The sequence below is a fragment of the Pseudomonas sp. SJZ079 genome (genome assembly GCF_007993865.1).
In the GTDB taxonomy this organism is placed as follows: Bacteria; Pseudomonadota; Gammaproteobacteria; order Pseudomonadales; family Pseudomonadaceae; genus Aquipseudomonas.
On sequence record NZ_VIUH01000008.1, the window covers coordinates 1 to 18,103 of the forward strand.

An 18,103-nucleotide genomic window follows, 5' to 3' on the forward strand; every position below is an offset into this window, starting at 1 on the left:
GCCCTTCGGGTTGCGCGGGAAATGGCCCCCGCTGTTGTTGCAGGACTTGGCAAGGGAATGACCATTACCTGCGTCCTGCGCCTAATCGGGGGCCAGTTCTCGCGGCAACGCGGCTCGCAATGAAACGGCAACAGACCCTAGCGCAAGGCCTTGGCCAATCAGGCTTGCTCTGCGGCCTCGGCGATCAACAGGGCGATTTCCGCACCCAGTGCCAGGTCGCTGACTTTGCCGAAGTAGTGCTGACGGATGCAGCCCTCGGCATCGAGCAGAATCAGCGTGGGCGTACCGCGCATCGAGTAATCCCGCATGGTGCGTGGGGTCGAGCCCTGCGGGTCGGGCAAGTCGACGGCGACCGGGAAATGGATGCGGTACTCGTGCAGGAAGGCTTCCAGGGAAACCGGCGTCATCGCCTGGTGGTGTTCGAAGACCGTGTGCAGGCCGATAACCGCCACCTGATCGGGTGAGAAGGTGGCGTGCACCCGCTGCGCCTGGGGCAAGCCCTCGCTCACGCAGCCGGGACAGAGCATCTGAAAGGCTTCCAGGACCACTACCTTGCCGCGCAGGCTGGCCAGGCTCAGCGGTTGCTGAGTGTTGAACCAGCGCTCTACCTGCCACTCGGGTGCCGCTGTGCGTGAGCGTGTCATGTCGGGCTCCTGTACAACCCTCTATTGCGACTTGCGCTTGGGCCGTTGCTTGGGCTACTGGCCAACCTGCAGCCACTGCCAGCAGGGGCATGACCGGTAATCAGCAGCGCAGGTGGTTCTGCTCAGCATAATCGCAACTTCATGCCAGCGCCGGGGGGCGGCGCGGTACCTGTTGCGGTTTATCCACTGTCCTCAGCGGCTCGCCGTGCAGATCTCCCGCACGAGACCGCGCAGCCATCGATGGGCCGGATCGGCGTGCATCCGCGGATGCCAGAGCAAGGAAATCGTGATTTCCGGTAGCGGCAGCGGAAGGGGGAAGCTATGCATGCCGGCACGCAGATTCCCGGTATGGCGTTCGGGAACGCTGGCGATCAGATCGGAGGCCCGGGCCAGGGCCAGCGCGGCGGAAAAGCCGCCGACGATGGTGACGATCTGCCGTTCCAGGCCAAGCGGACTCAAGGCTTCATCGATCAGTCCCTTGTCGAGACCTCGCCGCGAGAAGCTGATGTGCCGGCCGGCCGCATAACGGGCGGGGGTGATCTCGCCCTGGCTCAGTGGGTGCCCGCTGCGCACCACGCCAATGAAGCGGTCGCGGAACAACGCCTGCGCCCGCACTTCCGGGCCCATGCTGGTCCCCACCACACCGGTTTCCAGGTCGACGCTCCCGTCGCGCAGTTGGGCGCTGTCCTTATCCAGCTTCTGCACGAAGCGCAGCCGCACGCCGGGGGCTTGTTCGGCGATGCGGGCGATAAGGTCCGGGCCGAAGTTTTCCACAAAGCCCTCGCGGGTGCGCAGCGTGAAGGTGCGCACCAGCCGTTTGAGGTCGGGCGTCTCAGCGGGGCGTAGCACCGCTTCGGCGTCCTGCACGAGTTGGCTGACCCGTTCGCGCAGTTCCAGCGCTCGGGGCGTCGGCACCAGACCGCGTCCGGCCCTGACCAGCAGCGGGTCGCCCGTCGTTTCACGCAACCGCGCCAGCGCCCGGCTCATGGCCGACGGGCTCAGCCGCAAGCGCTGGGCGGCGCGCGCGACGCTGCCTTCGGCGAGCAGTACATCCAAGGTGATAAGTAAGTTGAGATCGGGCATCGACATGCCTCAACCATAGCAATATCTGGCTGTGACATGGCGTTTGCTGCACGAATAAATTGCAAACAGTGCGTCTTCCGCCGCATCAGGCGCAGGCATACGATCCTGACACTCACTAGTGTCTGAGGTCGAAGCAATGAAGTTCATGTCAGAGCCAAGCGCTGCAACAGCAGAGCAGGCAGTCGCTGAGAGTGCGCAACGGACCCCTTCGGTTCGCTGGGTGCTCGGCAGCCTGGCGCTGCCCATGCTGCTGTCCTCGCTCGGCATCAGCATCGCCAATGTCGGCTTGCCAACCCTGGCGCAGGCGTTCGGGGCCTCCTTCCAGGCAGTCCAGTGGGTGGTGCTCGCCTACCTGCTTGCCATCACCGCCCTGATCGTCAGCGTCGGACGGCTCGGTGACCTCATCGGCCGCCGCCGACTGCTGCTGGCCGGCATCTTCATATTCACTGTGGCATCAAGCCTATGCGCCGTCGCACCCACGCTCTGGCTGCTGATTGCCGCCCGGGCGCTGCAGGGACTCGGTGCGGCCAGCATGATGGCCCTGACCATGGCGTTGGTCGGTGAGGCGGTTGCAAAAGAAAAGACCGGCAGCGCCATGGGGCTGCTCGGCACCATGTCGGCGATTGGTACCGCGCTCGGTCCATCGCTCGGTGGCGTGTTGATCGCCGGCTTCGGTTGGCAAGCCATCTTCCTCATCGCTGTACCGCTGGGCATCCTGGCGCTACTGCTGGCGTATCGCTGCCTGCCCGCTGATCGCCGGGTTACGCAGGCCCAGCGGCCTGGCTTCGACCTTGTGGGTACGCTGCTGCTGACCCTGACGCTCGCGGCCTATGCGCTCGCCATGACGACCGGGCGCGGCAGTTTCGCTGCGCTCAACCTGGCGTTGCTGTTTGCTGCCGTCTGCGGCGCCGGCCTGTTCGTGTTCGCCGAGGCGAGAGCAGCCTCACCTTTGGTGCGCCTGGCGATGTTGCGCGATCCGCTACTGAGCGCGGGCTTCGCCATGAGCGCCCTGGTCGCGAGCGTGGTGATGGCGACCCTGGTGGTTGGGCCGTTCTACCTCACCGGCGCGCTTGCGCTCGACGCAGCCCGGGTCGGGCTGGTCATGTCGTGCGGTCCGCTGGTCGCCGCGGTGATGGGCGTGCCGGCCGGGCGCCTCGTCGACCGCTATGGCGCGCAGCGCATGAGCAGCGTCGGGCTCAGCGGCATGGCGGTCGGCGCATCCATCCTGCCCATGCTGCCGACGAGCTTCGGCGTACCGGGTTACATCGTCCCGCTGGTTGTCATTACCGCCGGCTATGCGCTGTTCCAGGTGGCCAACAACACGGCGGTCATGACCAATATTCGAGCGGAGCAGCGCGGCGTCATCTCCGGCCTGCTCAGCCTGTCGCGCAATCTCGGGCTGATCACCGGCGCATCCGTGATGGGTAGCGTGTTCGCCTTCGGCGCGGCGACCACCGACATTACCAGCGCGCAACCTGAGGCTGTGGCGGCCGGCATGCGGATCACCTTCGCCGTCGCCGCGCTGCTCGTGGTCATCGCCCTCGCCATCGCCTTTGCCAGCCAGGCTCTTGCGCGGCGCGCCGAGCATCCAACGCCTGAGCCGGAGGCTGGGCGTGACCCGGCATAAGCGCTGCGCCATCTGCGTAACTGTGCTGGGCCTGCTGGTCTGGGCCAGTCAGGCCTGGGCTCAAGCCACGGCGCCGAGCCCCGCCGGTGAGGGCCACCTCGATTAGCTGCGGCTGGCGTCGAAGAGGGGCTAGGAGTCGCTGCCGGCCACGGCGTCTCGCTTGGGTCGGTGGACGGCTCTCAGCTTGCCGCTGCCACCGCCGCCGCAGAAGAACCGCTCGGCGCCATCGGACTCCAGTCCCGACACGCCGACGCCGGGCGGCATCTCGAGGCTCTCCAGGACCGCTCCGGTGCGCGGGTCAAGCCGCCGCAACTCGCTCTCGTCGCCTTCCCAGGTGCCGTGCCAGAGTTCTCCGTCGATCCAGGTGACCCCGGTGACGAAACGGTTGGACTCGATGGTGCGAAGAATCGCCCCGGTTTGCGGATCGACTTGATGGATCTTCCGGTCCCGATACTGCCCCACCCAGAGCGTCCCTTCGGCCCACGCGAGCCCCGAGTTGCCGCTGCCGGGCGCCGGGATCGTGGCGAGTACCTGGCCGGTCTGCGGGTCGATCTTCTGGATGCGGTCCTCGGCGATCTGAAACAGGTGCTGACCGTCGAAGGCCGTGCCGGCATGCGCGGCGACATCGATCGAGCGCAGCGTCTTGCCGCTCGCCGGATCGAGTGCGTTCAGCTTGTCTCCGCTGGCAAACCAGACGTGGTGGCCGTCATAGGTGACGCCATGCACGCCGTCGACACCCGCAAAGGGCCCGTACTCACGGATGATGTTGGCTGTTGATCGCTTCATGTTGCCCTCCTGATCACTCGGTAGTGAAGCGCATCCTAGTCACTGGGCAGTGGCGCGGGGAGTAACAAGGTCGTCGTGAATCCCGGCATGGGCGGGGTCAGCCAACGCCGTGCTCGTCCGCGCCCAAACGCCTGCACCTTGCCGGCGGCCGCCAGCGCCTCGAGCGCCCGCTGCACGCTGCGCTGGCTGGCGCCCAACGCAAGCGCCAGGGCCGAACTCGACCACGACTCACCGTCGGCGAGGAAGGCGAGCACCGCCGCATGCCGCTCTTCGACGGGCCGCGCCAGCACCACCACCGCGCCGGCGCCGAGTGGGGCCAGGGCAAAGCCGCGCTTCGTCGCGGTCACCTCAGCCAGCGTGCGCAGCACCGCGCGCAGTCGTCCGATTTCGACGCGTAACCGCACCCGATGGGTTTCATCGGCGAACTGGGTGCGAAATGCCTGCAAGATCAGCGTGTGCCTCGGCACGTCGGCGGGCCAGGCTTCGCCCAGCGCGCGGGCAAGGGCGAACAACACCGGACGCCGGGCGAGTGACACCTGGATGGCCGCGTCGAACACGGCGTGACGGCAGGCGTCCACCACGAGCGCCCCGGACAGCCGTAGTGCCTCAACCTCTTCGAGCAGCAGGAGTCGCTCTTCGCCCCGCGCGATCAGGCGCGCCGCGGGCATGTCCAGGACGCGGGAGGCACTGTCGACTTCCGCCGCCAGCGCCGGGATGCCGGCGTCGCGCGCGGCGCGCCCGGCCCGCGCCAGCGCAGCGCGCGCCGTCTGGGTCTGCAGGCGGCGCATCGCGATCCCCGCGACGACCAGCTCAAAGGCGGCCCTGGAGGCGGGTGGGAGGGGCGCGGGGTCGAGTTCGGCGAGCCGCTGCTCGGCCTCGTCGAGGCGCCCGAGCAGCAGCAGGCGGCGGACCTCGAGTAACCGCGCATGCGCGGCGTTGACCCGGTCGCCGTGCGCTTCGAGCGTCGTCCGCGCGGCGTCGAGCGCCTTCGCAGGCCAGCCCAGGTCGCGCGAGACGAACGCGATCTCGGCCTCGGCGACTACACACCTGGCACGGGCCACCGCCTCTTTCGTGCCGAAGGCACGCGCCGCACGTCGCACCAGCGCCTTCGCCCGCACAAACTCGCCGAGCTGCGCCATCGCGATGCCCCGCAGCGCGAGCGCAGGCGCGTCGTCGCGCAAGGCGACCCGGTTCAGTGCGCCGAGGGGGTCACCCGTCGCCAGCGCACGCGCCGCTGCGGTGATCAGCGAGTCCATCTGAATCCCGCCACAGTTGTCACTCCCACCGTTCGCTGCCCGCTGCCTAGTCTATCTCACGACCAGCAACCAGCCCGGCGTATCGCGAACGCAGCGAACCACGCCGGGCACTCACCGGGAGAAGAACAATGCCCCAGCACCTGACCGCGACACGTGAACAGTGGTTGGCAACTCGGCTCGAGTTGCTCGAGGCGGAGAAGGAACTGACGCGGCGCAGCGACGAGCTGGCGCGGCGCCGCCAGGAACTGCCCTGGGTCCGCGTCGACAAGGCGTACCGATTCGCGACCGATGAGGGTAGCGCCTCGCTGGCAGACCTGTTCCGAGGGCGCTCGCAGCTCCTCGTCTATCACTTCATGTTCGGCCCCGACTACCAGGCCGGGTGCCCATCCTGCTCGGCGATTGCGGACGGGTTCGACGGGGTCGCCGTCCACCTGGCGCACCACGACGTCACGCTTGCGGCGGTGTCGCGGGCGCCGCTCGCCAAGCTGCAGGCGTACAAGCGGCGAATGGGCTGGAGCTTTCCCTGGGCGTCCTCGCTCCGCGGCGACTTCAATTTCGACTTCAGCGTTTCATTCAGCGAGGAGCAACAGCGCGAGACGGGCATCGATTACAACTACCGGCGCGAAGCGGCATTCGAGTGGCGCGGCGGGCAGGAGGCTGGCAGCAAGGAGGCGGAGGCCGCGTTCGTGGCGCTGAACGGAGCCGACCCGGCCACCTACCAACGCGATAGGCCGGGCATGAGCGCGTTCGTACTCGAGGACGGCGTCGTCTACCACAGCTATTCCACCTATGCGCGCGGCCTGGACGGCCTCTGGGCCATGTACCAGTGGCTCGACCGCGCCCCCAGAGGACGCAACGAGACGGGCGTCTGGTGGCGCCGTCACGACGAATACGCCAAGCGCTGAGCCAGTCAGGGCGGTGCTTGGCACAACCGAAGGACGGCCCCTCGCACAACGCCTGGCTTGCCCGCGAGCGTCCCGGCGAGCCTTGTTTGGCGTGGCGCTGGTCTTGGGCGCTAGCGCCGCGCCGACGATCGTTTACGCTGCGTCCAGGTCGGCATTGGGTGGCGGCGCTATCTACCAAGTTGGCAGCGCGCTACCTCAACTTTTGAGTACGCCGGAGGCCTTGGCGGTGTGCGTGGCGATGGCGTCCATCAGGTCGGGCGACAGGCAGTCATAGGGTTCCAGGCCGAGTTCCCTCAGCCGGGCGCGCACCGCGCCCATCGCCTGTGGATCGGCGCCCGACTCGATGATCGAGGAGACAAAGGCTGCGAATTTCGGCTCGGACCATCCCCTGTCTGCCGACAGTTCGGTGTGAATGAAGTCGAGCCCGTAGAGGGGGTGCCCGCTATTTTCGATGCGGCCGTACATATGCACGCCGCACTGGCTGCAGGCGTGCCGCTGGATGGTAGCTTTGGGATCAACCACTGCCAGCTTCTCCGCATGCTCGGTGACCTTCAGCTTGTCACGCGGCACCACCGCCACCAGGGAGAACAGCGCGCCCTTGGGCTTCCAGCACTTGGTGCAGCCGCAGGCATGGTTGTGCGCCGATTGTGAGTCGACCTTCACTCGCACGGGGTCCTTGGCGCAGTGACAGGCGAGGGTGCCGCCGGTAAAGCTGCTTGAACCCGCCTGGATACCGCCGTCGATCAATGGGTGAAGCGAAAATGTGCGAGTCATTGCCGATCTCCTGAGTAGTCAAAACGACGAGTGCACCTGGGTTAAATCTCAACCTGCATTTGATCTTTTTCTGCCGGGTAAAGTTCAGCTCTCGCGTTGCTGGCGCTGGGCAGATCGGGGCGATCGGCGGCTTGCCGGGTGAGGTGAGCGGGGAGGGGAACAAGAGGTGAGCAGGAGCGGCCCCTTGGCCTTCGCGCCGATTAGCTCAAGCGCAGCGGCAGGCAGTTGCACTGCGTCAGTCACAAATGTCGCCGCCGCCGAGTCTAAAGAGTTAACAGCCGCCAGACCGGGCGGTTCAGACGAGGACTTTGCTATGCCCGTTTCCCTTGACCCGCGCGGTGCAGCTGCGCAGACCTGGCCGTGGGGCGTACGGCGCGCTTCGCTGCGGCGAACCTTGCGCTATCAGTGCGCCGCTAATCGCAGACTTCCCGGTTCGCCGGGCACGGGGTATACCTTGATGGAGCTGCAGAACCGGATGGCGCACGAGCTGGAGCATGCGACCCCGGGCGTTGATTACCGGACGGAGCATTTGCAGCGCCTGATGCGCTGGGACAACAGCCGAGGAGTTTGCCGCCTATGAGATTGCCCGAGATCGATCATGCCTGGGTGCAGCGCGCTCAGCAGGGCGAGCTGGCGGCGCTGGATCGCCTGCTGCTGGTGATTCAGCCGGCGGTCTACAACCTGGCCATGCGCATGCTCAATCAGCGCGAGGATGCCCAGGACGCGACTCAGGAAATCCTCCTGCGCATCACCACCCATCTCGCCAGCTTTCGTGGCGACAGCCGCTTCGCCACCTGGATGTTCCGCATCGCCAGCAATTACCTGCTCAGCGCGCGCTCGCGGGCCAAGGAGTCGCCGGCGCTGTCGCTGGAGGGCCTGGAGCAGAAGCTCGGCCTCGGAGTGCAGCTGGCCGAACGGGCGCAGGCGGAGGGCCAAGCGCGCCAGCTTGGCCCCGAGGATAAGTTGAGCGCGCAACGCATGGCGTTGGCCTGTACCCAGGGCATGCTGATGTGCCTGGATCGCGAGCATCGCGCCGCCTATGTCCTGGACCTGACGTTCGGCCTCGACTCGGCAACGGCGGCCGAAGTGCTGGAGATAAGCCCCGAGGCCTACCGCAAGCGGTTGTCGCGTGCCCGCCAGCGCCTGGGTGAGTTCATGCAGCGCCAGTGCGGGTTGGTCAACGCCTGCGCCAGCTGCACCTGCGACAAGCAGCTGCTGGCCGTCGAGCAGGCGCAGCGGCTGGGGTTGGCCAAGCCCCCGAGCCGCGCGCCGGAGGCCGAACTGATCGCCCTCACCGAACTGGGTGACGCCGCTGCGGTGTTCCGCGCTCACCCCGACTACCGGGTGCCGCAGCGGGTCATCGAGACCGTGCGCGCGGTGCTCAAATTGCACACTGGAGGTTGGCAATGAGTGGTGGTCGAGTGATCGCCTTGACCACCGCCGACCGCTTCAGTTTGGCGGCCTATGGCAATGCGCCGAGTCGTGTGGATCGGCCACAGCGGTTTCTTTCGTCGCCAGTTCGCCGACAGCCTGTGGCCGCACGCCCTGGCCATCCTGGACAACATGAGCAGCAAGAGGCAGCCCACATGACCGATATCACTATCCCCGAAGGCTTTATCCCGCTGCCCCGCAGCAGCCCGCTACTCGACCTGCTCGGCCCGGTCTATTGCCGGGGCAGCGGCTTGCAACTGGAGATCGGCCTGCGTGCCGAACCCCGCCACGCCAATGGTCGTGGCACCTTGCACGGTGGCGTGCTGGCGACCCTGGCGGATGTCGGCATGGGCTACGCCATGGCCTTTTCCAGCGAGCCGCCGCTGCCGCTGGTGACGGCCAGCATGACCCTGGACTATCTCGGCACGGTGCAGGTCGGCGAGTGGGTCGTGGTCCATCTGGAGCACTCCAAGCGCGGTCGGCAAATGGCCTTTGCCACGGCCAGTCTACGGGTGGGCGAGCGGGCGGTGGCGCGTGCCAGTGCGGTTTTTTCCGTACCGCTGGAAGCTTGAATAGATGGGCTTGGCGCCTGGGCGGCGGCGCTGGGTTTTGCGCTGCTGATGCTCCGCTGCGGGCCAAGGCTGGTTAAAATCCAGGAGGCCGGAATGATGAGTGCATCACCCCGGCTTCTTTGGCTAGCAACCGCAAAAGGGAGGAGGGCGCAATGAGCGCACAGGACCAATCGGAACCGGCCACCGATGCTGAGGTATTCGCCTATATGCAGCGTCAGTTGAGGTCCGGGCGGGTCAAGCCGGCCGTGCTGGTGGACCTGACGCAGAAGGCCTTTCCGGAGGTCTCGCGTGAGCGGATCGTCCACTGCTTCGGCGAGCTGGACTCGTCGTTGCTCAAACGATGAACGTCCGCTGGCCCTGCGCTATTCGGGCAGGGGGATGAACTCGTCCTCGTCGCCTGGCACCTTGGGGAAACGGCCGGCCTGCCAGTCCTGCTTGGCTTGCTCGATGCGTTCCTTGCGGCTGGACACGAAGTTCCACTCGATATAGCGGCGGCCCATTTTTTCGCCGCCGATAATCGCAATCCGCGACTCCTCCACTGCTTCCAGAATGATCCCCGGCTCCTGGGCGAAGACCGCCATCGAATGCTCGGGAATCAGCGTGTCGCGCGCCTTCAGCGAACCTTGGGCGACATACACCGCGCGTTCTTCCTCATCCGGCAAGATCAGCGTCTGCCCCGCCTGCATATGCGCTTCCACGTACAGCGTCTCGGCAAACTCCTTGACCGGCGAGGTAACGCCATAGGCCGCGCCGATCAGCACCCGCAGCGGAACCCCGGCGACCGTGACGGCGGGCAGGTCGGCCGCCGGGTAGTGATAGAACGCCGCCTGCATTTCCTCGTCGGTTTCCGGCAGAGCCAGCCACAGTTGCAGGCCGTGCAGCCGGTGCGCCACGTCGCGTACTTCCGGGCGCTCGCGTTCCGAGTGGACGATGCCGCTGCCGGCGACCATCAGGTTGAGGTCGCCGGGGCGAATCGCCTGCAGGCTGCCCAACGAGTCGCGGTGCAGAATTTCGCCTTCGAACAGGTAGGTCACGGTGGCGATATTCACGTGCGGGTGCGGGCGGACATTGATGCCCTGGCCGGGCGCAAATTCCGCCGGACCCATGTGATCGAAGAAGGCCCAGGGACCGACCATCTTGCGGCCGATAGTGGGCAGCGTGCGGCGTACCGAAAAGCCGCCGAGGTCCTTGTCCCGTGGCCGAATGATCAGCTCCACGGCGTCACAGCCCTGGGCGATGTCACATTCCTGTTCCGGGTTTTTCGTCAGGTTGCTCATGCTCAGTTCCTCTTGATTTGGCCAGTGGCTGTTCTCGGCCTGGACGGACGACGCGCCCGCGTGGCCCACACATCTGCGGTGGAAGATTAATCAGATTAGGTAAGTATCCGTTCTGGCGTATGACCGTCAATCGTGCGGGGGGCCGAGCTTGGCGCTTTGGGAGTCCGCTAGCGTCTGGCCAATTGCGTTTCTGAGTTGGGCCGCTAGGGTCTGTTGCCGTTTCATTCGCGGCCGCGAATGAAACGGCAACAGACCCTAGGCGTACAGACCGCTAGCTCGCGGCTTGCTGGATAAGCCAGTCCTTGAAGGCTTGCACCGCGGGGCGCAGTTTGGCCTGGCGTTGATGAACCAGATAAAACCCCTTGCCCAGCGGCAGGCGTTGGCTAAAAGGCTCGATCAAGCTGCCTTCGGCCATCTCCTCCTCGGTGAGCAGCGCACTGGTCAATACCACCCCTTGCCCGCGCTTGGCGGCGTCGATGGTCATCAGCGACTGGTCGAAGTGCAGGGCAGGCAGCGCGGCAATTTGTGCCGTCGGCATGCCGCTGAAACGTGCCAGCCACTGATCCCAATGGGGATGCAGCGTGTTGTGCAGCAGGGTGGCTCTGGCCAGGTCGCTCGGCTGCTGCAAGTTCAGTTGTTGGGCATAGGCGGGCGTGCAGTAAACCCGGGCCTCATCGCTGAAGAGCAGGTGCACGTCGAGCTGCGGGTCGTTGCCGTCGAAATAGCGAATCGCCAGGTCAACCGGTTCGCCGGCGAAGTCCACCATGACGGTCGAGGTGCTGAGGTGGAGGGCGACACTGGGGTGGCTCGAGACGAAGGACGACATTCTCCGCGCAAACCACTTGGCTGCCAGGCTCGGCGGCATGGTCACCCAGATACCCGCGCTCCGGCTGGCGCGCAATGCCTGGCTGGCGTTGATGATTTGCGCCAGCGCCGGCTGGATGCGCCCCCAGTACGAGGTCCCTTCGGGGGTCGGTTCGATCTGCCGTACCTGACGGATGAACAGGCTGACACCCAGCCAGTCTTCGAGCTTGCGGATCTGTTGGCTGACGGCCCCGGGGGTGACGTTCAGTTCCTCTGCTGCGAGAGAAAAACTACGCAGCTGCATGGCTGAGTCGAAGTACGTCAGTGCCTTCATCGGTGGTAGCGGTTTCATGGAGTAGTTTTTCTATCTCAAGAGACAAGCATTATGGTTTGTAGCGCTTAGTGGGGGCAGACACAATCGTTCGACACTTGAATCACCTTGGGCCCGGTCATGAAACATACCGCTTATTTCGCTTTTGGCCTGCTCGGTCTGATCTGGGGCAGCAACTTCATCTTCATGAAGTGGGCGGCGGACTTGATCACGCCGGGCCAGATCGTGTTCTTGCGGGTGCTCTTCGGCTTTCTGCCGATTCTGTTGTTCGCCGTGTTGAGCCGCTCGCTGCGCTGGAGTCACCTGCGTTATGCCCAGCACTTTCTGGTGATGGCTCTGCTCGCGACGGCGATCTATTACTACGCGTTCGCCAAGGGCACATCGCTGCTGCTGTCCAGCGTGGCTGGGATGTTGAGCGGCGCGATTCCGCTGTTCACCTTTGTCTGTTCCTTGCTGTTCCTACGTCAGGAACCGCTCAACGGCAGAACCAGCCTGGGGGTGCTCTTTGGCTTTCTCGGCGTGCTGTTGATCGCTCGGCCCTGGGAGGCGGCAGCCGCGGGGATTAACCTGGAGGGCGTGCTGTACATGGTCATGGGTTCGCTCAGCGTGGGCTGCTCGTTCGTCTATGCCAAGCGCTTCCTGACCGGGTTGGCGATGTCGCCCTTGGCGCTGTGCACCTATCAGATCGGCTTTGCCTTGGTCGTCATCGCCGCGGTGACCGACCTGCAGGGCATCGAGCGAATTGCCGAGGATGCGCGTGCCTTCGCCGGCGTCTCCCTGGGGCTCGGCCTGCTGGGCACCGGCCTGGCTTACATTCTTTACTACTTCATCGTGCAGCGACTCGGTGCCCTGGCCGCTTCAGCCGTGACCTACATCCCGCCGATGGTCGCCTTGTTGATCGGCTACTTCCTCGTGCACGAACCGGTCAGCGCGGTGGATCTAGTGGCGGTGGTGGCAATCATAGGCGGGGTGTACATCCTGCAGACGGGCAAGCGTCAGGCACCAGCCAACAGCGCGCCCGCCGCTGCGGTGGAGTAAGCGAGCGGGGCTATCGACGAGGGCGGAGTGACTGGTTTTTGATCGCTCCGTTCCCTTGATTCGGCCCCTTTTATGTGTGCTTAACGCGCCTCGTCCGAGTCGCCCCCCACCCACAAAACCCGCAACTTTATGCAAGCGCCGTCGGCAGGCGCAGCGCAGACTTCAGGGCATCTACCGGGAGTCACCTGATGAACCTGTCGCTGTACTTGCTCACCGTCCTGATCTGGGGCACCACCTGGATCGCCATCAAACTGCAGATGGGCGAGGTGGCGATCGCCGCCTCGATTGCCTACCGCTTCGCCCTGGCCGCCGCGGTGCTGTTCGCCGTGCTGCTGCTCAGCGGCCGCCTGCAAACGCTCGACCGCCGTGGCCAGTTGATCTGCCTGGCCCAGGGGGGGTGCCTGTTCTGCCTGAATTTTCTGTGTTTCTACACTGCCAGCCAGTGGATACCCAGTGGTCTGGTGGCGGTGATTTTTTCCACCGCGACGCTGTGGAATGCCTTGAACGCGCGGCTGTTCTTCAAACAACGGGTCGCGGCCAACGTACTGGCCGGCGGCGCCTTGGGGTTGCTGGGCCTGGCTCTGCTGTTCTGGCCGGAACTGGCCGGGCATGCGGCCAGTCGGGAAACCCTGCTGGGCATCGGCCTGGCACTGCTCGGCACGCTGTTTTTCTCCGCCGGCAACATGCTCTCCAGCCTGCAGCAGAAGGCCGGCCTCAAGCCGCTGACCAGCAATGCCTGGGGCATGCTGTATGGCGCCCTGATGCTGGTGGCGATCTGTCTGGTCAGCGGCACGCCGTTCGGCTTCGAGTGGAACGGCCGCTATGTCGGTTCGCTGCTGTACCTGGCGATTCCCGGCTCGGTGATCGGTTTCACCGCCTACCTGACCCTGGTCGGACGCATGGGGCCGGAGCGGGCGGCCTACTGCACCGTGTTATTTCCGGTGGTGGCGCTGAATATTTCGGTGTTTCTCGAGGGCTATCAATGGACGCCACCGGCGTTGCTCGGTCTGCTGCTGGTGATGCTCGGCAACGTGCTGGTGTTCCGCAAAGCGAAACCCGCGCCGCGCCTGGATGGTGCGGCCGCCTAGCCAGCGCGGTCGCGGATTTGCCGCAGGCGGCGGGTGTTTCTGCTCAATGCCAGGTCGACAGTGCCTCCCAGGAGCGGAACTGGTCGCCGGGAATGGGCCGGCTGATGGAGTAGCCCTGGGCGATGTCGCAGCCGAAGTGGCCCAGGCGGGTCAGGGTCTCGCGATTCTCGACGCCTTCGGCGACGACCGTGAGGTCCAGGTTGTGTGCCAGTTCGACGATGGAGCGCACGATCTTCGCCGAATCATCGTCGTCCGTGAGCATACGGGTGACGAAGGACTGGTCGATCTTCAGGGAGTCCACCGGCAATTTCTGCAGGTAGGCCAGCGAGGAGTAGCCGGTGCCGAAGTCGTCGATGCTCAGGTGGGTGTCGAGGTTCTTCAGCTGCCTCAGGGTGTCCAGTGCGGCCGCGGGATCTTCCATCAATGCGCTTTCGGTCAGCTCGAATTCGATCCAGTTCGGTTGGGCGCCCCAGGTGGCGAAGGCGCCGCGGATGCGCTCGAGCAGCTTGGGATCGCGCAGGTCGCGGGCCGACAGGTTGACCGAGATCGGCCGCTCGTCGCCCTCCTCATGCCAGGCGTAGCACTGGCCCAGCGCGGCATCCAGTACCCAGTAGGTGAGTGGCGTGATCAGCCCGGTGTTCTCGGCCAGCTTGATGAAGTCGTCGGGCGGCAGCAGGCCGTGCTGCGGGTGCTGCCAGCGCACCAGGGCCTCGGTGCCGCAGACGGTGTTGGTGGCAATCTGCAGTTTCGGCTGGTAATGCAGCAGCAGCTCGTTGTGATCAATGGCCCGGCGCAAGTCGCCCATCAGCATCAGGTGCTGAGCGCACTGCTGATCCAGGCTGCTCTGGAACAGCGCATAGCCGCTGCTGGTGGCCTTGGCCTGATCGCGGGCGCTGCTGGCGCGGCGGATCAGGCCATCCGGGTCGGTGTCGTGACCGGGGTAGAGGGCGATGCCGATGCTCGCCCGCGCATCGAGGCGCAACCCGGACAGCTCGATCGGCTCATACAGCGCCACGAGGATCTTCTGCGCCAGTTGGGTGGCCTGTTCGGCGCCGCCGCTGGGCATCAATACGGCGAATTCGTATTCGCCCATGCGCGCGACCGTATGGTTCGCCCCTACGGTTTGCACCAGGCGAGTGGCAATGGCCTGTTGCAGGCGGTCGCTCTCGCGGTAGCCGAGGGTTTCGTTGATCTCCTGATTGCGCCCGACCTCCAGTTGCAGCAGGCCCAGCGCCCGGCGTTCCTGCTTGGCGGTGGCGATCGCCTGTTCCAGTTGTTCGCGCAGGCGTACCCGGTTGGACAGGCCGGTGAGGGTGTCGGTAAAGGCCATGCGTCTGATGGTGGCTTCCGCTTCGACGGCCCTGGCGCGGGTGCGCAGGGTGGCGATGCCGAAGCCGAGGTCGTTGGCGGTGGCCAGCAACAGTTCGACCTCCTTGTCATCGAAGGCCTCGGCTTCAGCCGACATGATGCTCAGCATGCCGATCAGCGCCCCTTCGACTCGCAACGGCAGTACCAGGGCCGCTGCATAGCCGCGTTCGCGGGCTTCTTCGCGCAGCGGGGCCTCGGGGTCGTTGAGTATGTCGCGCATCACCATCGGTTGGCCGCTCGCGAGTGGATCTTCGAGCTTGTGGATAAAGGCCGTGCCCTCGGCACTCGCTCCCCAGGTCACACCGAGCGCCAGAAAGCCTTCGTCGAAGCCTTCGTGGGCCATCGGCTGGTAGAGCTGGGGCAGATCATCCTGGCGATAACCGACCCAGGCCAGGCGATAGCCGCAATCCTTCACCAGCACCCGGCAGATCTCCTCAAGCAGGGCGGTTTCGTGCGTGGCATGGATCAGCGCATGGTTGACCGCTACCCGGGTCGACAGGGCGCGGTTGAGGCGCTGGATTTCCTGTTCCGCCTGCGCGCGGCGGGCCTTGGTGCGCAGTGCCTGGATGCCGAAGGCCAGGTCCTCGGCGGCCTCGGTCAGCAGGTCCAGTTCCTGGGGGCCGAAGGCATCGGGTTCCGGGGCACCGATGCCGAGGGCGCCGAATATCTGCCCTTCGACCCGCAGCGGCAACGACAGTACCGAGGCGATGCGGTGGGCGATGGCGCCTTCGCGCCAGGGCGCGGTATTCGGGTCGGTCAGCAGGTTGCGTGACAGGCTCTGCTGGCCGGTACGAATGGCCGTGCCGCTGGGGCCGTGGCCGCGCTCATTGTCCGCCCAGCTGATGCCGAGCGAGTCGACGTAGGCTCGATCGACCCCGGCATGCGCCACGGGCGTGACGGTCTTGGCCGCGTCGTGTTCGGCGCGGCCGACCCAGGCCAGGCTGTAACCGCCTTCTTCGACGATCACCCGACAGATTTCCTGGAACAGCACGGCTTCGTTTTCGGCGCGCAGCAACGCGCGGTTGCAGCCACTGAGGGTGCGCAGTGCCCGATGAAGGCATTCCACTCTTTGAGCGACGGCCGATTGCGCGGGCATGGCTGGCCTCCAGCAGATGTTGACCATTGCTCAGTATAGGCCTTGTTGCCTGCTGCGACGCGCCCCTGGTCGCGGCAGGCGTTGGCCGTGCAGTGCTCGGAGAGGCGAGCCGATGAGTCAGCCGCGCCGGTGAACCGATCCGGGGAATGCTTGGCGTGCTGGCGAATGTGGCTTGTTGCCGGTGATGCTCGGTTAGGTGTTGGTATCGTGGGCGTTGGCTATTGGTGCCGCATTAGCGCCCGAGACGCTCAAGTCGGTTTCTTGAACCGGCCTGTCCAGCGCGGCGATAGGCTTACCGCGAGCAGCAGTGGATAGCTCAAATAGTGGGCGAAGAACAGCAATTGCCCAGGCAGGCCGGGCTCGTCCTTTAACAGCATCAGGGCAAACAAGCCGAGATAGAGGACGCCCAGCAGACCGCCATAGATAAGCACCAGGGTCAGCCGCTCGCCCCGTTCGGGCAAACGTCGTTGCCGCCAGCGGAACATCAGCACCAGCCCAAGTGCCACGCTGCTCGCCACCAGCAGGGTGGCAGGCAAACCGCCCAGTTTGAGGGCCGAGCGGACTACCAGGTTGAGCACTATGACTGCGCCTACCCCCCACAAGGCATAGCGATGCATCACCGCCCGAGGTGGAGCCAGAGCCCTCATGACAGCTGCCGATGCAGGCCGAAGCGCTTCTTCAGCGACCACTCCAGCAGGGCTTTCGGCACCAGCGCGGCGATCAGCGGCAGGGTGCGGCTGCCGTTGCCCAGGCGCAGCAGGCGCGGGCGTTTAGCGCTCTGTACGGCGTGCAGCAGGCTGCGGGCGAAGTGATTGGCGGGGGTGGGGTGATCCTGCGAGGCGTTGGCGCGGGCGCGGATGCCCTCGCGGATCGGCCACCAGGGCGAGCCTTCATCGATCAGTTGTTCGGCCTCGCGACTGGCGTTGGCGCCGAAGCTGGAGGCAATGGCGCCGGGCTGTACCTCCATCACCTCGATGGCGAAGGGCGCCAGTTCCAGGCGTAGCGCATCGGACAAGGCATGCACCGCGGCTTTCGAGGCGCAGTAGGCGCCGGCGAACGGGGTCACCAGCACCCCGGAGACGCTGCCGATGTTGACCACCAGGCCCTTGCTGCGCCGCAACAAGGGGAACAGCGCCCGGGTGATGCCGACGATGGCGAACACGTTGGTTTCGAATTGCCGGCGCATGGCCTCGACGCCACCATCGAGCAGTGGGCCCATGGCGCCGTAGCCGGCGTTGTTGATCAGCACATCGAGGCCGCCGACCTCTTGGTTCAGGCGCGTCGCTAGTCGTTCGGCGGCGGCACCATCATTGACGTCCAGCGGCACGGCGATGAAGCCGGCGGCGCTCAGCTCGGCGAGGTCCTCGGCTTTGCGGGCGCAGGCCCAGACCTGGTAACCGGCGGCCTGGAACACCTCGGCGAGAGCGCGGCCGATACCGCTGGAGCATCCGGTGATCAGGGCGGTGGGCTGGGTCATGTGGGCTTCCTTGTAGGGATTATCGGAGCAAGGTTGAGCGGCGTAGGTTGGACCTGCGTGCTAGTCGGCGAAGGTGCCTTGCAGGCGTTCGACACGAAATTCCAGGGTGCTGGCGCGGTAGCCGCTACGCAGGGTAGGCAGCGGCAGGCAGTCCTGCCAGGTGGCGCCGGGCAGCAGTTTGCCGGGGCCGCGGTAACGCGGCGATTCATAGGTGTATTCGACCAGGTTGACGCTGTCGCCGGGGCGGTAGGCGGCAATCTGCCAGCGCAGGGTCAGCAGGCTGGCATCGCTGGCGTTCTGTAACACCAGCCCCAGCGGGCGGTTGGCCGGGCAGCGCTGCGGCGCGTAATCGAGGCGTAGCTGTATGCGGGCCAGTTGCTGGGTTTCTCGGCTTTGCTGCCAGATCACCCAGCTGGCGACCAGCAGCAGGCCGAAAAAAGCCGCGGCGGACAGCGGCAGGGCTTTGCCTGGGTAGCGGACAAGCAGGACCAGCCAGGTGAGGACCAGCAGTGCGCCGATCAGCATGGGTGAACTCCTGTCGGAATG

The 18,103-nt window shown here is 65.7% G+C and carries 18 protein-coding genes; 7 read left to right on the forward strand and 11 right to left on the reverse strand.

The features are described 5' to 3' along the window. Positions 1-158: 158 nt before the first annotated feature. Positions 159-644, reverse strand: coding sequence for a redoxin domain-containing protein (locus FBY03_RS09510; RefSeq protein ID WP_147171955.1), 486 nt, complete (start codon positions 642-644; stop codon positions 159-161). Between the two features lie 192 nt (positions 645-836). Further along, complete coding sequence (locus tag FBY03_RS09515) at positions 837-1,733, reverse strand: LysR family transcriptional regulator (protein WP_147171956.1); 897 nt, start codon at positions 1,731-1,733, stop codon at positions 837-839. Between the two features lie 238 nt (positions 1,734-1,971). Between FBY03_RS09515 and FBY03_RS09520 the strand changes: the two genes are divergently transcribed. Continuing rightward, on the forward strand, positions 1,972-3,354 hold the full coding sequence (locus FBY03_RS09520; protein WP_371920764.1) for an MFS transporter: 1,383 nt from the start codon (positions 1,972-1,974) through the stop codon (positions 3,352-3,354). Positions 3,355-3,483: 129 nt separating this feature from the next. Here the strand turns inward: FBY03_RS09520 and FBY03_RS09525 are convergent, their stop codons facing one another. Next, a complete protein-coding gene (locus FBY03_RS09525; RefSeq protein ID WP_147171958.1) occupies positions 3,484-4,140 on the reverse strand; it encodes a PQQ-binding-like beta-propeller repeat protein in 657 nt (218 codons plus the stop codon). Between the two features lie 35 nt (positions 4,141-4,175). Further along, positions 4,176-5,396: a helix-turn-helix domain-containing protein gene (locus FBY03_RS09530; protein ID WP_147171959.1), complete on the reverse strand. Its 1,221-nt coding sequence runs from the start codon at positions 5,394-5,396 to the stop codon at positions 4,176-4,178. 128 nt (positions 5,397-5,524) lie between these two features. Here FBY03_RS09530 and FBY03_RS09535 point away from each other — a divergent pair, with 128 nt between their 5' ends. Further along, complete coding sequence (locus tag FBY03_RS09535; RefSeq protein ID WP_147171960.1) at positions 5,525-6,301, forward strand: DUF899 domain-containing protein; 777 nt, start codon at positions 5,525-5,527, stop codon at positions 6,299-6,301. Between the two features lie 195 nt (positions 6,302-6,496). On the opposite strand, the gene gfa is transcribed toward FBY03_RS09535, so the two are convergent. Continuing rightward, on the reverse strand, positions 6,497-7,075 hold the full coding sequence (gfa, locus tag FBY03_RS09540; RefSeq protein WP_147171961.1) for an S-(hydroxymethyl)glutathione synthase: 579 nt from the start codon (positions 7,073-7,075) through the stop codon (positions 6,497-6,499). Between the two features lie 576 nt (positions 7,076-7,651). On the opposite strand from gfa, the gene FBY03_RS09545 reads away from it, so the two are divergent. From FBY03_RS09545 to FBY03_RS09555, 3 genes are all read left to right on the forward strand, one after another. Further along, on the forward strand, positions 7,652-8,485 hold the full coding sequence (locus FBY03_RS09545) for an RNA polymerase sigma factor (protein ID WP_147171962.1): 834 nt from the start codon (positions 7,652-7,654) through the stop codon (positions 8,483-8,485). 176 nt (positions 8,486-8,661) lie between these two features. Continuing rightward, complete coding sequence (locus tag FBY03_RS09550) at positions 8,662-9,078, forward strand: PaaI family thioesterase (protein ID WP_147171963.1); 417 nt, start codon at positions 8,662-8,664, stop codon at positions 9,076-9,078. A gap of 152 nt (positions 9,079-9,230) precedes the next feature. Beyond that, on the forward strand, positions 9,231-9,422 hold the full coding sequence (locus FBY03_RS09555) for a hypothetical protein (protein WP_147171964.1): 192 nt from the start codon (positions 9,231-9,233) through the stop codon (positions 9,420-9,422). Between the two features lie 18 nt (positions 9,423-9,440). Here FBY03_RS09555 and FBY03_RS09560 read toward each other — a convergent pair whose 3' ends face one another. Further along, a complete protein-coding gene (locus FBY03_RS09560; protein WP_147171965.1) occupies positions 9,441-10,355 on the reverse strand; it encodes a pirin family protein in 915 nt (304 codons plus the stop codon). 271 nt (positions 10,356-10,626) lie between these two features. Further along, positions 10,627-11,511, reverse strand: coding sequence for a LysR substrate-binding domain-containing protein (locus tag FBY03_RS09565; protein WP_147171966.1), 885 nt, complete (start codon positions 11,509-11,511; stop codon positions 10,627-10,629). A 99-nt stretch (positions 11,512-11,610) separates the two neighbouring features. Here FBY03_RS09565 and FBY03_RS09570 point away from each other — a divergent pair, with 99 nt between their 5' ends. Together FBY03_RS09570 and FBY03_RS09575 are read left to right on the forward strand one after the other, a co-directional pair. Continuing rightward, positions 11,611-12,528 (forward strand): DMT family transporter, encoded by a 918-nt coding sequence (locus FBY03_RS09570; RefSeq protein WP_147171967.1) that lies wholly within the window; start codon positions 11,611-11,613, stop codon positions 12,526-12,528. A 188-nt stretch (positions 12,529-12,716) separates the two neighbouring features. Then, a complete protein-coding gene (locus FBY03_RS09575) occupies positions 12,717-13,616 on the forward strand; it encodes a DMT family transporter (RefSeq protein WP_147171968.1) in 900 nt (299 codons plus the stop codon). Between the two features lie 43 nt (positions 13,617-13,659). Here the strand turns inward: FBY03_RS09575 and FBY03_RS09580 are convergent, their stop codons facing one another. The 4 genes from FBY03_RS09580 to FBY03_RS09595 all read right to left on the reverse strand — a co-directional run bounded on the left by FBY03_RS09580 (position 13,660) and on the right by FBY03_RS09595 (position 18,082). After that, complete coding sequence (locus FBY03_RS09580) at positions 13,660-16,080, reverse strand: EAL domain-containing protein (RefSeq protein WP_147171969.1); 2,421 nt, start codon at positions 16,078-16,080, stop codon at positions 13,660-13,662. Between the two features lie 248 nt (positions 16,081-16,328). Next, positions 16,329-16,727 (reverse strand): hypothetical protein, encoded by a 399-nt coding sequence (locus FBY03_RS09585; RefSeq protein WP_178090614.1) that lies wholly within the window; start codon positions 16,725-16,727, stop codon positions 16,329-16,331. Then, the gene (locus FBY03_RS09590) at positions 16,724-17,557 is read right to left on the reverse strand and encodes an SDR family oxidoreductase (protein WP_147171970.1); all 834 of its coding nucleotides are present in this window, start codon (positions 17,555-17,557) and stop codon (positions 16,724-16,726) included. Before FBY03_RS09590 ends, FBY03_RS09585 begins: the two co-directional genes overlap by 4 nt. A gap of 60 nt (positions 17,558-17,617) precedes the next feature. Continuing rightward, a complete protein-coding gene (locus tag FBY03_RS09595; RefSeq protein ID WP_147171971.1) occupies positions 17,618-18,082 on the reverse strand; it encodes a multidrug transporter in 465 nt (154 codons plus the stop codon). Between the last annotated feature and the right edge of the window lie 21 nt (positions 18,083-18,103).

Coding starts and splice junctions, on each gene's coding strand:
- FBY03_RS09510 (WP_147171955.1), bottom strand. CDS start 644: ATGACACGCTCACGCACAGCGGCACCCGAGTGGCAGGTAGAGCGCTGG.
- FBY03_RS09515 (WP_147171956.1), bottom strand. CDS start 1,733: ATGTCGATGCCCGATCTCAACTTACTTATCACCTTGGATGTACTGCTC.
- FBY03_RS09520 (WP_371920764.1), top strand. CDS start 1,972: ATGCTGCTGTCCTCGCTCGGCATCAGCATCGCCAATGTCGGCTTGCCA.
- FBY03_RS09525 (WP_147171958.1), bottom strand. CDS start 4,140: ATGAAGCGATCAACAGCCAACATCATCCGTGAGTACGGGCCCTTTGCG.
- FBY03_RS09530 (WP_147171959.1), bottom strand. CDS start 5,396: ATGGACTCGCTGATCACCGCAGCGGCGCGTGCGCTGGCGACGGGTGAC.
- FBY03_RS09535 (WP_147171960.1), top strand. CDS start 5,525: ATGCCCCAGCACCTGACCGCGACACGTGAACAGTGGTTGGCAACTCGG.
- gfa (WP_147171961.1), bottom strand. CDS start 7,075: ATGACTCGCACATTTTCGCTTCACCCATTGATCGACGGCGGTATCCAG.
- FBY03_RS09545 (WP_147171962.1), top strand. CDS start 7,652: ATGAGATTGCCCGAGATCGATCATGCCTGGGTGCAGCGCGCTCAGCAG.
- FBY03_RS09550 (WP_147171963.1), top strand. CDS start 8,662: ATGACCGATATCACTATCCCCGAAGGCTTTATCCCGCTGCCCCGCAGC.
- FBY03_RS09555 (WP_147171964.1), top strand. CDS start 9,231: ATGAGCGCACAGGACCAATCGGAACCGGCCACCGATGCTGAGGTATTC.
- FBY03_RS09560 (WP_147171965.1), bottom strand. CDS start 10,355: ATGAGCAACCTGACGAAAAACCCGGAACAGGAATGTGACATCGCCCAG.
- FBY03_RS09565 (WP_147171966.1), bottom strand. CDS start 11,511: ATGAAACCGCTACCACCGATGAAGGCACTGACGTACTTCGACTCAGCC.
- FBY03_RS09570 (WP_147171967.1), top strand. CDS start 11,611: ATGAAACATACCGCTTATTTCGCTTTTGGCCTGCTCGGTCTGATCTGG.
- FBY03_RS09575 (WP_147171968.1), top strand. CDS start 12,717: ATGAACCTGTCGCTGTACTTGCTCACCGTCCTGATCTGGGGCACCACC.
- FBY03_RS09580 (WP_147171969.1), bottom strand. CDS start 16,080: ATGCCCGCGCAATCGGCCGTCGCTCAAAGAGTGGAATGCCTTCATCGG.
- FBY03_RS09585 (WP_178090614.1), bottom strand. CDS start 16,727: ATGAGGGCTCTGGCTCCACCTCGGGCGGTGATGCATCGCTATGCCTTG.
- FBY03_RS09590 (WP_147171970.1), bottom strand. CDS start 17,557: ATGACCCAGCCCACCGCCCTGATCACCGGATGCTCCAGCGGTATCGGC.
- FBY03_RS09595 (WP_147171971.1), bottom strand. CDS start 18,082: ATGCTGATCGGCGCACTGCTGGTCCTCACCTGGCTGGTCCTGCTTGTC.